Annotated in this window: 14 protein-coding genes; 4 read left to right on the top strand and 10 right to left on the bottom strand. The window is 70.6% G+C overall.

Features of this window, described 5'->3' with window-relative positions:
* Positions 1 to 31 precede the first annotated feature (31 nt).
* Entirely contained in the window at positions 32 to 628 is a 597-nt protein-coding gene (locus ACIBH1_RS09355; RefSeq protein WP_397313165.1) for a YitT family protein, read from the top strand.
* Between the two features lie 45 nt (positions 629 to 673).
* Positions 674 to 2,428, top strand: coding sequence for a glycoside hydrolase family 15 protein (locus tag ACIBH1_RS09350; protein ID WP_397313164.1), 1,755 nt, complete (start codon positions 674 to 676; stop codon positions 2,426 to 2,428).
* Between the two features lies 1 nt (position 2,429).
* Here ACIBH1_RS09350 and ACIBH1_RS09345 read toward each other — a convergent pair whose 3' ends face one another.
* Genes ACIBH1_RS09345 through ACIBH1_RS09330 form a run of 4 tightly spaced genes read right to left on the bottom strand, consistent with a single transcriptional unit; the run spans position 2,430 to position 5,426 of the window.
* Positions 2,430 to 2,852: a hypothetical protein gene (locus tag ACIBH1_RS09345; protein WP_397313162.1), complete on the bottom strand. Its 423-nt coding sequence runs from the start codon at positions 2,850 to 2,852 to the stop codon at positions 2,430 to 2,432.
* An 11-nt stretch (positions 2,853 to 2,863) separates the two neighbouring features.
* The gene (locus ACIBH1_RS09340; RefSeq protein ID WP_397313161.1) at positions 2,864 to 3,754 is read right to left on the bottom strand and encodes a hypothetical protein; all 891 of its coding nucleotides are present in this window, start codon (positions 3,752 to 3,754) and stop codon (positions 2,864 to 2,866) included.
* A gap of 42 nt (positions 3,755 to 3,796) precedes the next feature.
* Positions 3,797 to 4,720 (bottom strand): LD-carboxypeptidase, encoded by a 924-nt coding sequence (locus ACIBH1_RS09335; RefSeq protein ID WP_397313160.1) that lies wholly within the window; start codon positions 4,718 to 4,720, stop codon positions 3,797 to 3,799.
* On the bottom strand, positions 4,707 to 5,426 hold the full coding sequence (locus ACIBH1_RS09330; RefSeq protein WP_397313159.1) for an SIR2 family NAD-dependent protein deacylase: 720 nt from the start codon (positions 5,424 to 5,426) through the stop codon (positions 4,707 to 4,709). The genes ACIBH1_RS09335 and ACIBH1_RS09330 overlap by 14 nt, the downstream gene beginning before the upstream one ends.
* 30 nt (positions 5,427 to 5,456) lie before the next feature.
* On the opposite strand from ACIBH1_RS09330, the gene ACIBH1_RS09325 reads away from it, so the two are divergent.
* Entirely contained in the window at positions 5,457 to 6,323 is an 867-nt protein-coding gene (locus tag ACIBH1_RS09325; RefSeq protein WP_397313157.1) for a sulfotransferase family protein, read from the top strand.
* On the opposite strand, the gene ACIBH1_RS09320 is transcribed toward ACIBH1_RS09325, so the two are convergent.
* The 5 genes from ACIBH1_RS09320 to ACIBH1_RS09300 all read right to left on the bottom strand — a co-directional run bounded on the left by ACIBH1_RS09320 (position 6,320) and on the right by ACIBH1_RS09300 (position 11,885).
* Positions 6,320 to 8,206, bottom strand: a complete 1,887-nt coding sequence (locus tag ACIBH1_RS09320) for an ABC transporter ATP-binding protein (RefSeq protein ID WP_397313156.1) — start codon at positions 8,204 to 8,206, stop codon at positions 6,320 to 6,322. The genes ACIBH1_RS09325 and ACIBH1_RS09320 overlap by 4 nt on opposite strands.
* Before the next feature lie 69 nt (positions 8,207 to 8,275).
* Positions 8,276 to 9,031 carry an enoyl-CoA hydratase/isomerase family protein gene (locus ACIBH1_RS09315; protein WP_397313155.1) on the bottom strand — a complete coding sequence of 252 codons (756 nt, stop codon included), beginning with the start codon at positions 9,029 to 9,031 and terminating at the stop codon, positions 8,276 to 8,278.
* A gap of 134 nt (positions 9,032 to 9,165) precedes the next feature.
* Positions 9,166 to 9,381 (bottom strand): helix-turn-helix domain-containing protein, encoded by a 216-nt coding sequence (locus ACIBH1_RS09310; RefSeq protein ID WP_020547488.1) that lies wholly within the window; start codon positions 9,379 to 9,381, stop codon positions 9,166 to 9,168.
* A gap of 113 nt (positions 9,382 to 9,494) precedes the next feature.
* Positions 9,495 to 11,093, bottom strand: coding sequence for an ABC-F family ATP-binding cassette domain-containing protein (locus ACIBH1_RS09305; protein ID WP_397313153.1), 1,599 nt, complete (start codon positions 11,091 to 11,093; stop codon positions 9,495 to 9,497).
* A 123-nt stretch (positions 11,094 to 11,216) separates the two neighbouring features.
* On the bottom strand, positions 11,217 to 11,885 hold the full coding sequence (locus ACIBH1_RS09300; RefSeq protein WP_397313152.1) for an acVLRF1 family peptidyl-tRNA hydrolase: 669 nt from the start codon (positions 11,883 to 11,885) through the stop codon (positions 11,217 to 11,219).
* 109 nt (positions 11,886 to 11,994) lie between these two features.
* Here ACIBH1_RS09300 and ACIBH1_RS09295 point away from each other — a divergent pair, with 109 nt between their 5' ends.
* Positions 11,995 to 13,032, top strand: coding sequence for an EAL domain-containing protein (locus ACIBH1_RS09295; protein WP_397313150.1), 1,038 nt, complete (start codon positions 11,995 to 11,997; stop codon positions 13,030 to 13,032).
* Here the strand turns inward: ACIBH1_RS09295 and ACIBH1_RS09290 are convergent.
* Positions 13,010 to 13,393, bottom strand: coding sequence for a nuclear transport factor 2 family protein (locus tag ACIBH1_RS09290; RefSeq protein WP_397313149.1), 384 nt, complete (start codon positions 13,391 to 13,393; stop codon positions 13,010 to 13,012). The genes ACIBH1_RS09295 and ACIBH1_RS09290 overlap by 23 nt on opposite strands.
* Positions 13,394 to 13,403: the final 10 nt, after the last annotated feature.

The following is a 13,403-nucleotide window of genomic DNA, read 5'->3' as shown; positions in this document are numbered from 1 at the left end:
CTCCACTTTTATCATGCCATTCTCGGGTTCTATGACCGCTATCGACTTGTCTCCGCGTTTGTCCCACCGGCTGGTGCGCCTCTACACCGGCCTGACCCTGTACGGCCTGGCCATCTCCCTGCAGATCAGGTCCACGCTGGGCGGCTCCCCCTGGGACGTGTTCCACCAGGGCCTTGCGGTGCACTTCGGCCTGTCGGTCGGCACCTGGGTGATCATCGTGGGCGCCGCGGTCATGGTGGTCTGGATCCCGTTGAAGCAGAAGCCGGGCCTGGGCACGATCAGCAACGTGTTCCTGGTCGGCCTGGCCTGCGACGCGGGACTGTGGCTGCTGCCCTCGCCGGACGTGTGGCCGCTGCAGTGGCTCTACCTGGTCTCCGGCATCCTGCTGCTCGCCTTCGCCAGCGTGCTCTACATCGGCGCCAAGCTCGGCCCAGGACCGCGCGACGGCATCATGACCGGCCTGGTCCGGCTGGGCCTGTCGGTGCGGCTGGCCCGCTTCCTGATCGAGATCACGGTGTTGTCGATCGGCTGGCTGCTGGGTGGCACGGCCGGCATCGGCACCCTGCTGTTCGCACTGGCGATCGGACCGCTGGTGCAGCAGTTCTCTCGCAAATTCCCCCTGTCGTGAACCAGATCCCCGTAGATCGTCCGGCGACCTTGTAGCGTCGGTGGCATGCGGATCGAGGACTACGCACTCATCGGAGACATGCAGTCGGCCGCGCTCGTGGGCCGCGACGGCTCCATCGACTGGCTCTGCCTGCCCCGTTTCGACTCCCCCTCGTGCTTCGGGGCGCTGCTGGGCGGCGAGCACAACGGCCACTGGTGGGTGGGGCCCACGGGCCGGCCGATGGCCGCCCGCCGCCGCTACCGGCCCGACACGCTCATCCTGGAGAGCGAGTGGGACACCCCCACCGGCACCGTCCGGGTGATCGACTTCATGCCGCCACGTGACCGCAACCCCGACGTGGTCCGCATCGTCGAGGGCGTCTCCGGCACCGTCGAGGTCAGCACCGAGCTGCGGGTGCGCTTCGACTACGGCCGCATCGTGCCGTGGGTGCGCCGCTCCGAGGGCCACCTGCAGGCCATCGGCGGCCCCGACTCGGTCTGGCTGCACTCGGCGCTGCCGCTCATCGGCGGCGACTACGCCCACCAGGCCACCTTCACCGTCTCGGCGGGCGAGCGGGTGCCGTTCGTGTTCACCTGGCACCCCTCGCACGAGCCGATGCCCACGCTCATCGAACCGGAGACCCACCTCGCCGAGACCGAGGCGATGTGGGCCGAATGGGTCGGCCAGTGCACCTACAAGGGACCCTGGCGCGACGCGGTGGTGCGCTCGCTCATCACGCTCAAGGCGCTGACCTACGAGCCCACCGGCGGCATCGTCGCCGCGCCCACCACCTCGCTGCCCGAGGACCTGGGCGGCGTGCGCAACTGGGACTACCGCTACTGCTGGCTGCGCGACGCTACCATGACCCTCGAGGCGCTGATCGACTCCGGCTACTCCGGCGAGGCCGAGAGCTGGCGCGACTGGCTGCTGCGCGCCATCGCCGGCCGCCCCCAGGACCTGCAGATCATGTACGGCGTGGCGGGCGAGCGCCGCCTGCCCGAGGCGACACTCGACTGGCTGGCGGGCTACGAGGGGTCGCGTCCCGTCCGCATCGGCAACGCCGCCGTCGACCAGCTCCAGCTCGACGTCTACGGCGAGGTGATGAACTGCCTCTACCTGGCGCGCACCTCGGGCCTGCCCGCCAGCGACCGCGCCTGGGCGATCCAGCAGCAACTGCTGTCGTACGTCGAGGAACACTGGGACGAGCCCGACGAGGGCCTGTGGGAGGTGCGCGGGCCGCGCCGCCACTTCACCCACTCCAAGGTCATGTGCTGGGTCGCCATGGACCGGGCCATCCGCCAGGTGGAGAACTTCGACCGCACCGGGCCCGTGGAGCGATGGCGTGCCGTACGCGACGAGATCCACGCCGAGATCCTGCGCCAGGCCTACGACCCGGTGCGCAACACCTTCACCCAGTCGTACGGCTCCACGGAACTCGACGCGGCGCTGCTGCTCATCCCGCTCACCGGCTTCCTGCCGCCCGACGACCCGCGCGTGATCGGCACCGTGGAGGCGATCCAGCGCGAGCTGATGGCCGACGGGTTCGTCCTGCGCTACCCGGTGGCCGAGGACAACTCGGTCGACGGCCTGCCCGGCGGCGAGGGCGCGTTCCTGGCGTGCAGCTTCTGGCTGGTGGAGGTGCTGTCGATGATGGGGCGCAGGGAGGAGGCGACGCGGCTGTTCGACCGGCTGCTGTCGCTGAGGAACGACGTGGGGTTGCTGGCGGAGGAGTACGACCCCCGGTACGCGCGGCTGGTGGGCAACTTCCCGCAGGCGTTCAGCCACGTGCCCCTGGTCCACGCGGCGAGGGCCCTGTCGTAGGTCAGCAGGGGTAGGTGGAGACGCTCACGGTGTAGTCACGCGTGCCGCCAGGGATGACCTCCAGCTGGAACTCGTGCCCGTCCGCGTCCATCACCAGGCACGGCGCGGGCTCGGCGGGGCGCCAGCCGTGGCGCTGGGCGAGCCGCTGGTGGTGGGCGACGAGGTCCTCGGCGGTCGTGTCGTGCGGGAGGCGGAAGCTCCTGTCGACGGTGACCCACAGGTCGTCGGGCTCGCAGCCGTAGTCGGGCTCCGCGAGCGGGACCGCTCCGGGAAACTGCGGCTCGGTCCAGTCGACGTCCGCCAGGGCGACGTCCAGGACGTCCTGCTGGAGCCAGCAGGCGAGCTCGGCCTCGCCCACGTAGACGACGATCGGGAAGGCGAGGACTCCGGCGACGATCACGAGGCCGGCGAGGACCTTCTTCATGATCGTGGAGACTAGTGCTCCTGAGCCAGACGGGCCAGGACGCGGGCGAACTCCGGGGGCGGGGCGACCACGAGGCGGGTCTGGCCCTCCTGCATGACGATGTCGGCCCTGATGAGCGTCAGCCGCCCCGCATGCCACCAGTACACCTGCTCGCTGGGCCCGCCCGCGCGCAGCGCGTGGACGCGCATGCGTTCGATGGCGCGTACGACGCCGATGCCGTCGACGGGGTGGACGACGAGGGAGTCGGCGCCCGGCATGATGACGAGCACGCCGTCGGCGGGCACGGGCAGGTGGTCGTCGAGCCAGTGCAGGTGGGAGGCGGCGGCGACCGAGCCGTGGAGGTGCCAGACGGGCGTGCCGCCGAGGTCGGACGGGGTGAGGGCGGGCCGGTCGGCCTGCCGTACGTTGGCCAGCGCCACCTCCAGGGCCTGCGCCGACGGGATGGGCCAGCAGCCGGCCTCCTCGGGGCGCACCGGGCGGTCGTGCACGGTGAGGAGCTCGACGAGGTCGGGCCCGAGGTGGCGGCCGACGACGCGGGTCAGGTCGGGCACCTCCTCCACGGCCTCGACGCGGGTGCGCAGGAGGGGGCGGACCTGGTCGAGGTCGCACGGGTCGGGCAGGGACGCGTCGGCGAGGGCTCGTTTGAGGTGCTCGGAGACGAGCATGGGCCAGTCTTCGCGGGGGCGGCGTCCGGCCTCGCGGCGCAGGCCGGTGAGGCGGACGATGAGGTGTTTGCCGTTGGCCTGGTGGCCGTTGGGCGAGGGCTGGGGGCCGAGGGTGAGGCAGGCGCCGTCGGCGGCGAAGGCGCAGCTGTGGCCGAGGGAGTCGGCGACGAGGGCGAGCAGCGAGTCGAGGTCGACTTCCTCGACCGATCGCGGCCGTGCCGGCCGGAAAGAGTTCACGCCCCATGCCCTTTCTGTCTGGTTTGTCCCTCTGCGCTGCTCCTACCTTGCCGTGTCCTCATTGCTGAACCGGCCAGCCAGGGAGCACGATTCGGTATCGATAACCCCAAGAGCCCCAAGCCACACACTGAGCTGCGGCGAGCCGTGCCCGACCGGCACGCCGGCCAGGATCGGCACCCCGAGCGGGACGAGGCGGTCGGCGAGGACCGGGTAGGGGTCGCCACAGCCCTCCCACGAGCCGAGCACGAATCCGGCGGCCCCGTCGAAGGCGCCCGCCTGCAGGAGCTGGGTGAGCATGCGGTCGATGCGATAGGGCTCCTCCCCAATATCCTCCAAGAACACGATTTTTCCGGCGAAATCGGGGTGATAGCGCGTTCCGCACATCGACGCCAGCAACGACAGGTTCCCGCCCACCACGACCGCCTCGGCCCGGCCCTCCACCAGGGCGTGGGTGCCGGAGACCGGCAGCGCCCGGACGAAGAGGGCGGCCTGCAGGTGCTCCCAGGTGCGCGGCTCGGGCCCCGGCTCGTCGGAGATCGGCGCGCAGGCGGGCATGGGACCGTGCAGGGTCGGCACGCCCAGTTCGATGCCGAAGACGTGGTGCAGGGCGGTGATGTCGCTGGAGCCGAGCAGCACCTTGGGCCCCGCGGCCCGCATGGCGTCCCAGTCGAGCAGGCCGAGCAGGCGGGCCGCGCCGTACCCTCCCCTGGCGCAGGCGACGGCGGAGACGGCCGGGTCGCACCAGGCGGCCTGCAGGTCGGCGGCGCGCGCGGCGTCCTGCCCCGCGAGGTAGCCGAGCGGCCCGCCGGTCCGGCCCGCGCCGAGTCCGGCGCCCCGGTCCAGCACGTGCTCGCCCACGACGACCTTCAGCCCGAGCTTCTCCAGCCGCCCGATCCCGCGGCGCAGCCGCAGCGGATCCGGGGGTCCGGAGGGGCAGACGATGGCGACGGTGTCACCTGGCTTCATCGATCAACTCCTTGACCAGCGCGGGCAGCGCCTTGCCGATGGGTTCCCTGACGACCTGTGAGGCGTACTCGTCGTACGGCGTGGGCGAGGCGTTGATGATCACCAGCCGGGCCCCGTACTCCACGGCCAGCCCCGCGAGCGTCGCGGCCGGCTGCACCTGCAGCGAGGTGCCCACGGCCACGAACACGTCGCTGCGCTTGGCCGCGCTGATCGCCCTGCCGAGCACCTCCGCCTCCAGCCACTCCCCGAACATCACCGTCGTCGTCTTCAGGATGCCCCCGCACTCGACGCACGCCGGATCCGGCTCCCCCTCATCGATGCGGTCGAAGGCCTCCTGCAGGGTCGTGCGCGCGTCGCAGCCCACGCAGACGACGCCGTTCATGTTGCCGTGCAGCTCGACGACATCGGTGGAGCCGGCCTTCTGGTGCAGCCCGTCGATGTTCTGGGTGACCAGCAGCCGCAGCAGCCCGGCACGTTCCAGGTCCACGAGCGCGTGGTGGCCGGGATTGGGCTCGGCGGTCAGGGCGGGACTGGAGCGGCGCATACGCCAGGACCGCTCCCTGATGGAGGGATCGGCCAGGTAGTAGTCGATGGTGACGAGCTTCTCGTGGTCCGGGTCGCGGGTCCACAGGCCCTCGGGTCCGCGGTAATCCGGAATGCCGGACTCGGTGCTGATGCCGGCACCGGTGAGTACAGTCACGTTCACGACGAAAACGGTGTCACACTTGACCCAGGTATGCGACACATCCTCGTGGTCAACGGGATCAAGGTCCGCAGGCCGGTCTTCCTCATGGGAGCCCCGCACTCCGGCGCGGACCTCCTGGGGCGTGCCCTGAAACGTTCGCCGGGCTTCCACGTCACGATGGGCCGCACCTGCGTCGCCCACGTCGTCTACGCCTTCGCCCGCCGCCCTTCGATCAGCCGCAGCTCCGGCGCCGCCCGCGTGATCCGCGACGCGCTGGCCGAGGCGTGGCAGGTGGTGCCGGGCGCGTGCGCGCAGTGCCCGGAGGCGTGCCGGGAGGCGGGCGGCGTGACCGGGACGGGCCCGTGCGTGTCGGCCGCGTCGCTGAACCGGTTCTGCGACGCCAGCCCCGACCTGCTCTACAGCGCGACGGCGCTGCTGAACGCCTTCCCCGACGCCCGCTTCGTGCAGCTCATCCGCGACGGCCGCGACGTGGCCGCCGACATGCTGGCCGACCCGGCGTGCCTGGCGTGGTTCAAGCCCGTCATGTTGTCGGACGAGACCGAGTTCCCCAACCCGTTCCTGGGCCTGAGCAAGGGCGAGCACCGCGACAACTGGAAGAGCATGCCGGTGGCGGGCAAGGCGGCGCTGCGCTGGCGCAGCGCGATCAGGCTGAGCGCGGGCCTGCGCCAGGACCTGCCCGCCGACCAGCTGCTGACCGTGCGCTACGAGGACCTGGTGCGCTCGCCCGCGCAGTCGCTCGCCGCCCTCTCGGCGTTCCTGGAGACCCAGGTCTCCAAGGTGGCCCTGTACGGCAGGCGGCTGCAGCCCAGCGCCGGCAGGCTGCGCCCGGCCGACCGCGAGCTGGTCGAGAAGGTGGCCAAGGAGGAGCTCAGCCGGCTCGGCTACCTGACCTCCTAGTCGGACAGGCGCACCGGGCTGCCCGCGGCGCTGAACTGCGTGCGATACAGCTCGGCGTACAGCCCCTGCCGCTCCAGCAGCTCCTCGTGCCGCCCGCGCTCGGCCACCTGGCCGTCGGCGATGACGAGGATCTCGTCGGCCTCGCGGATCGTCGACAGCCGGTGCGCGATGACCAGCGACGTGCGGCCCCGCAGGGCGGTCTTCAGCGCCTGCTGCACCGCCGCCTCGGACTCGGAGTCGAGGTGGGCGGTGGCCTCGTCGAGGACGACCACGCGCGGGGCCTTGAGCAGCAGCCGCGCCAGCGCCAGCCGCTGCTTCTCGCCGCCGGACAGCCGGTAGCCGCGGTCGCCCACGACGGTGTCGAGCTGGTCGGGCAGCGCGGCCACGAGGTCGGCGATCTGGGCGGCGCTCAGCGCTTCCCAGACCTCCTCGTCGCTCGCCTCGGGGCGGGCGTAGCGCAGGTTGGCGCCGATGGTGTCGTGGAAGAGGTGGGCGTCCTGCATGACGACGCCGACGGTGTCGCGCAGCGAGGCCAGCGTCGCCTCGCGCACGTCGAGCCCGTTGAGCCTGACGGCGCCCGAGTCGACGTCGTAGAGGCGGGAGACCAGCGAGGTGATCGTGGTCTTGCCCGCGCCGGATGGGCCGACGAGGGCGACCAGCTGGCCGGGCTCGGCGGTGAAGCTCACGCCCTTGAGCACGGGGTGCGAGGGGCCGGTGTCCTGGCGGGCGACCGACTCCAGCGAGGCCAGGGAGACCTCCTCGGCGCTCGGGTAGCGGAAGTGCACGTCGTCGAACTCGATCGTCACCGGGCCGTCCGGCACGGCGGTGGCGCCGGGCTTCTCGGCGACCATCGGCCTGAGGTCGAGCACCTCGAAGACGCGGTCGAAGCTGACGAGCGCGGTCATCACGTCGACGTGCACGTTCGACAGGGACGTGAGCGGGCCGTACAGGCGCATGAGCAGGGCCGCGAGGGCGACCAGGGTGCCGAGCTCGAAGATGTCGTTGACCGACAGGACGCCGCCGATGCCGTACACCAGGGCGGTGGCCAGCGCGGCGACCAGGCCGAGGGCGACGCGGAAGACCGCGCCGTACATGCCGACCGTGACGCCGATGTCGCGCACCCGGGCGGCCCGGCCGCCGAACATCTCGGCCTCCTCCTCCGGCCTGCCGTACAGCTTGGCGACCATCGCTCCGGCGACGTTGAAGCGCTCGGTCATGACCGAGCTCATCTCGGCGTCGAGCTTCATCTGCTCGCGGGTGAAGGCGGACATGCGGCGGCCGACGTACTTGGCGGGCACGATGAAGATCGGCAGCAGGACCAGGGCGACCAGGGTGACCTGCCACGACAGCACCAGCATCGCGCCGAGCACCAGGACCAGGCTGACGACGTTGGATACCACGCTCGACAGGGTGCTGGTCAGGGCGCGCTGGGCGCCGATGACGTCGGTGTTGAGCCGGGAGACCAGGGCGCCGGTCTGGGCGCGCATGAAGAAGGCCACCGGCATGCGCTGCACGTGGTCGAAGACCTCGGTGCGCAGGTTGTAGATGAGGCCCTCGCCGATGCGGGCGGAGAACCAGCGCTGGGCCAGGCTCAGCCCGGCGTCGACGATGGCGAGCACGGCGATGGCGACGGCCAGGCCGATCACCAGCGCGGTGTCCTTGGCCAGGATGCCGTTGTCGATGATCGCCTTCATCAGCAGCGGGTTGGCCACGACGATGGTGGCGCCGAGCACGACGAGGACGAGGAAGGCGATGATCTGGCGGCTGAAGGGCCTGGCGTAGCGGGCGATGCGTTTGACGGTGCCGGGCTTGAGCCGCTGCTCCATGACTGATTCGTCACGCCTCAGCGAGCGCATGGCCCCCGGCCCGAAACCCATCGACATGCCTGTTACAGCGCCTCCCTCACCTCAGGTGATTCCCGGGTCTGCTGGAGGCGAACGTGTCGGCGCCGTTCAGGAGCCGCTGGACATCGCGCGGATGCGGAGCACCTGTTCGGCGCGTTCCGCGGCGCTCTGCTCCTCCAGGGAGCGCCCCCTCGCGCCCTGGAGTAGCCGCTTCGTGGCGATCGCCGCGTCGCGGTTGACCGCCAGCAGCTCGGCCGCCTTCTCCTTGACCGCCTGAGCCAGGTCCTCCCGGCTCACGACGCGTTCGGCGAGCCCGATCCGCAGCGCCTCCTCGGCCTGCACCACGCGGGCGGTGAGGCAGATGTCGATCGCCTTGGCCAGGCCTACGAGCTCCACCAGCGGCTTGGTCCCGGTCAGGTCGGGCACCAGCCCGAGGGCGGGCTCTTTCATACAGAACTTCACGTCGTCGGTCACGATGCGCAGATCGCAGGAGAGCGCCAGTTGGAACCCGGCGCCGATGGCGTGTCCCTGGACCGCGGCGACAGACACGATCTCGGGACGGCGTAGCCAGAGGAATCCTCGCTGGAACTCCGCGATCTGGTCGTCGAGGTTGGTTCCAGCCGTTAGTGTGCCGAACATGGCAAGGTCGATGCCTGCCGAGAAGGACGGTCCCTCACCTCGCACGACGACGACGCGCACCTGCTCCGGCAGGTTCTCGCCGATGCGGGTCAGCTCCGACCAGAGGGCGAACGTCTGGGCGTTGCGCTTCTCGGGCCGGTCCAGCGTGATCGTCGCGATCTCACCGTCCACCTCGAAGCGGAGGCCGCCAGTGTTGGCGTTGTTCTCCGGATTCCCCCCATGCACGCGCACAGCCCTCCCTAGATCCCCGGCTCGTCACGCCCGAGCCTACTAGAACTTTGCTCGGGCGTGACAAGCTCCGCGGGTAGGGACGAGCGGCTGCGGACGCGCGTTCCCTGCTTCGCCGGTCGGCAGTCCATCTACCTCTTGGACTTGCCCCGGGTCGCACCGCCGCGGCCCCGCAGAGTCACGCCGGACTCCGACAGGATGCGGTGGATGAACCCGTACGACCGGCCGGTGGAAGCGGCCAGGGCGCGAATGCTCTCGCCCGCGGCGTAGCGCTTCTTGAGATCACCGGCCAGCTTTTCCCGGTCGGCCCCGGTGACCCGGGTGCCTTTTTTGAGAGTCTCGGCCACGAGTACCTCCTGTAGTGCCAGACTTCCGCAGCGTTACTCCGCCATGATCAGTCATTTCAGCGGGATCGGCTACCTACTCCACGGGAAAAGATCCGTACCCACTCAAATTAAGATCAGGCAAGTGCCACAAGATCGGAAAATTCTTCGCTCCAGGCGTCTTCAGTTCCGTCCGGTAGCAAGATCACCCTATCTGGTGCAAGAGCGTCAACCGCTCCCTCGTCGTGCGTAACCAGGATGATTGCCCCGGAATAAGAGTGAAGAGCGTTCAGCACTTGCTCGCGGCTGACCGGGTCGAGGTTGTTCGTGGGCTCGTCGAGCATCAGGACGTTGGCGCTCGAAAGCACCAGTGTGGCAAGGGCCAGACGCGTCTTCTCGCCACCGGAGAGCACCCCGGCGGGCTTGTCGACGTCGTCGCCGGAGAACAGGAACGAACCGAGCACCTTGCGAAGCTCGGCGTCGGTCACGTCGGGGCCGGCCGAGCGCATGTTCTCGAGGACGGTGCGGCCGGCGTCGAGGGTCTCGTGCTCCTGCGCGTAGTAGCCGATCTTGAGGCCGTGGCCGGGCCTGACCTCGCCGGTGTCGGGCTGCTCCAGGCCGCCCAGGATGCGCAGCAGCGTGGTCTTGCCGGCGCCGTTGAGCCCCAGCACGACGACCCTGCTGCCGCGGTCGATGGCCACGTCGACGTCGGTGAAGACCTCCAGCGAGCCGTACGACTTCGACAGCTCGGCGGCGGTCAGCGGGGTCTTGCCGCACGGCGCGGGCTGCGGGAAGCGCAGCTTGGCGACCTTGTCGGAGGCGCGCTCGGCCTCGGTGCCGGCCAGCAGGCGCTTGGCGCGGCGTTCCATGTCCTGCGCGGCCTTGGCCTTGGTGGCCTTGGCGCGCATCTTGTCGGCCTGCTGAAGCAGCGCGCTCGCCTGCTTTTCTGCATTGGCGCGCTCGCGCTTTCTGCGCTTCTCGTCGGTCTCGCGCTGGGCCAGATAGGCCTTCCAGCCGACGTTGTAGGTGTCGATGACGGAGCGGTTCGCGTCGAGATGCAACACTTTGTTGACCGTCGCGTCCAAAAGATCAACATCGTGGCTAATGATCACCAAGCCGCCCTGATGTGATCGCAAAAAATCACGAAGCCACCCGATTGAGTCCGCATCGAGGTGGTTTGTCGGCTCGTCAAGAAGGAGAGTCTCGGCTCCGCTGAACAGGATCCTGGCCAGTTCGACGCGCCTGCGCTGACCGCCGGACAGGGTTTCCAGGGGCTGCTTGAGCACCCGGTCGGGCAGGCCCAGGCTGGAGGCGATGGAGGCGGCCTCCGCCTCGGCCGCATAACCGCCGAGAACGTGCATCTGGTCTTCGAGCCGGCCGTAGCGGCGCACGTTCTTCTCACGCGTCTTCTCGTCGGCGCTCGACATGCCCTGCTCGGCCAGGCGCAGCTTGCGCATGACCTCGTCGAGCCCGCGCGCCGACAGGATGCGGTCGCGCGCCATCACCTCGAGGTCGCCGGTGCGCGGGTCCTGGGGAAGGTAGCCGATGGCCCCGCTCGTGGTCACCGTGCCCGCGGCGGGCAGGCCCTCGCCGGCCAGCACCTTGGTCAGCGTGGTCTTGCCGGCGCCGTTGCGGCCCACCAGGCCGATCTTGTCGCCGGGGTTGACACGGAAGGAGGCGTGCTCGATGAGCAGGCGCGATCCGGCGCGCAGTTCGATGTCGTTCGCGATGATCATGAGGAAGGGGCTCCCGATAGGTCGTGGGAAAGGAGGGCGGCTGGAGCCGGGGTCAATCGGGAGCACGCATGGGAATCAGTCTACGGTCAGGGGGCCGGAGCCTCGCCTGGTTAACGGGCCGCGTCAACGGGCCGCGGACTCCCCGGCGTTGACGACGCGCACCCGCACCGCGCGGAAGCGCGCGGGGGTCTCCTTGAGCACCGCGAGCTTCGGATCGGGCACCGTCAGGAACGGCTCCACCACCTTGGCCAGCAGCGGCGCGAGCCTCCTGTCGTCGCCCAGCACCTCGACGGACCGGCGGTCGCCGCCCAGGATCACCGCGTCGAGCTCCTTCTCGTACGGCAGCAGCACGCGCGCCACCGTGTCGCCCGCCGCCTCCACGGCCTTGCTCGCCTGGTTGCCGCGCCTCCTGGCGAAGCGCTGCTGCGACCAGCCGCCCGCGGCGGTGCGGCCCTGGACATAGGTGGAACCCACCTTCGACACCACCAGTTCGGAGCCGCGGAACAGGCCGGTGGCGTGGCCGCCCAGCCGCAGCAGGATCACCCCGACGGTCCGGTCACGGGAGGCGTGGGCGATGAAACGCGAGATGTACGGCGGAGCGAACTCGAACGGCGGGAAGGGCACGACGAACTCGGCGGTCGACCCGTCGGCGGCGGTGAGCACGAGGGAATCGGTCCCGGCCTCGGCGGTGATCGGTCCGTGGCGGCCGGCGAAGCCGTCGATCCACTTGTTGAGGCGCTCGGGCGGCACGTCCACCCAGCGCCCGCCGCCGCTGGCGGGCCGGGCAGTCATGCCCAGCAGGTTAACCCACCGGAGGCGTCGGGAACTCGTGGGGAAATGTCGGTGAACTTCGCATCCGCCCCCTTCTGTAACGGGAGCAACACGGAGGATCATCACGTACGTGCTGGCCCAGCTGACTTCCATCACCCCCGTCGTCGACCTCGACACCGGGGGTGTCGTGGCGTTGCACACCCCGCCCGACGCCATCGACGCCGCGCGCCAGGAGGGCATGCTCCCCCTCCTGCTCGACCTGCCCGTCCGGGTGGTCCTGAACGGTTCCGGCGCGCTGGCGCCCCTCCACGAGGCGCTCAGGCGCTCCGGCCGGCGCCCGCGCGAGGTCATCCTCGTGCTGCGCGGCGGCTGCGGGGAGGCGGAACGGCGGCTGCTCACCGTCGGCCTCGACGGGCTGCGCGCCATCGGATACCTGCTGGCCTTCGGCGGGCTGGGCTCCGAGAGCATGCCGCCCGACCTGATCGCCGACGCCTCGCCGTACCTGCTGGTCCTGGCCGCCGACGTGGTCGGCCGCGCGCCGCGCGACCCGCGGCGGGCCGCGGTGGCCCGGTCTGTCGTCACGATGGCGCGCGGCATCGGCGCGCACGTCCTGGCGCAGGGTGTCGAGGACGAGCCGCAGCTCGACCAGGTGCGCGCCTGGGGTGTACGGCTGGCGGAGGGGCCGCTGCTGGCGCCGGGGCGCGACGGGCGGGTGCACGTGCCGCTGCCGACGCCCCCGCAGGAGCCCGACGCCGCCCTGCTGGGCCCGCGTGTGCAGGAGTTCCTGCTGCCCGCGGTGACGCTGCCCGAGCAGGCCACCGCGGAAGAGGTGATCGAGGCGTTCGGCACCGAGCCGTCGATCACCAGCGTCATCCTGGTCGACGACTACCAGCGGCCCAAGGGCAGCCTGGACCGCAGCCGCTTCCTGCTGTCGTTCTCCTCGCGCTTCGGTCACGCGCTGCACGGCAGGAAGCCGGCGCTGCGGCTGGCCGACCCGCCGCGTGCCGTACCGAAGACCACGCCGGCCATCGCGGCCATGCAGGTCGCCGGGCGCGACAGCACGCGCGCCTACGACGACCTGGTGGTGACCGACGAGCTGAACAGGTGCATGGGCATCGTGCGGGTGTCGGACCTGATGCGCCGGGTCAGCGCGGCGCGGGCCAGCTAGCGGTGTCGGTGACCTGGGCCAGGCGCACGATCAGCCCGTCGCGCAGGCGCAGGTCGTGGGAGAAGGCGGCCTCGTAGTCTTCACCGGTCGCGCGCAGGCGGCCGCGGTAGGCGCCCATCGCGACGCAGCGTTCCTCACCCGACCAGACGTAGTCGTCGGGAACGGGCGCGGTCTCGTAGGCGCCGAAGATCACTCCCCAGCACTCCTTGAGCGCCGCCTTGGGCCCGTGATGCACACCACCCACGCCGAGAGGCATGCCCCGGCTGACGTCGAGCACGAACTCCGGATGCAGGACGGCCAGCAGCTCGCGGACATCACCGTTCAACATCGCCGCGTAGAAGCGTTCCACCGCGTTCGTCATGGCTCCAGAC

It is taken from the genome of Nonomuraea sp. NPDC050663 (assembly GCF_044456985.1).
Lineage (GTDB): Bacteria > Actinomycetota > Actinomycetes > Streptosporangiales > Streptosporangiaceae > Nonomuraea.
Note: the sequence above shows the minus strand (reverse complement) of the source record. Positions and strands in the feature narration are given on the sequence as shown.

Bases quoted from the DNA above. Each gene is read 5' to 3' on its own strand.
- ACIBH1_RS09355 (WP_397313165.1), top strand. From the start codon at position 32: ATGACCGCTATCGACTTGTCTCCGCGTTTGTCCCACCGGCTGGTGCGC.
- ACIBH1_RS09350 (WP_397313164.1), top strand. From the start codon at position 674: ATGCGGATCGAGGACTACGCACTCATCGGAGACATGCAGTCGGCCGCG.
- ACIBH1_RS09345 (WP_397313162.1), bottom strand. From the start codon at position 2,852: ATGAAGAAGGTCCTCGCCGGCCTCGTGATCGTCGCCGGAGTCCTCGCC.
- ACIBH1_RS09335 (WP_397313160.1), bottom strand. From the start codon at position 4,720: ATGAAGCCAGGTGACACCGTCGCCATCGTCTGCCCCTCCGGACCCCCG.
- ACIBH1_RS09325 (WP_397313157.1), top strand. From the start codon at position 5,457: ATGCGACACATCCTCGTGGTCAACGGGATCAAGGTCCGCAGGCCGGTC.
- ACIBH1_RS09320 (WP_397313156.1), bottom strand. From the start codon at position 8,206: ATGTCGATGGGTTTCGGGCCGGGGGCCATGCGCTCGCTGAGGCGTGAC.
- ACIBH1_RS09305 (WP_397313153.1), bottom strand. From the start codon at position 11,093: ATGATCATCGCGAACGACATCGAACTGCGCGCCGGATCGCGCCTGCTC.
- ACIBH1_RS09300 (WP_397313152.1), bottom strand. From the start codon at position 11,885: ATGACTGCCCGGCCCGCCAGCGGCGGCGGGCGCTGGGTGGACGTGCCG.
- ACIBH1_RS09290 (WP_397313149.1), bottom strand. From the start codon at position 13,393: ATGACGAACGCGGTGGAACGCTTCTACGCGGCGATGTTGAACGGTGAT.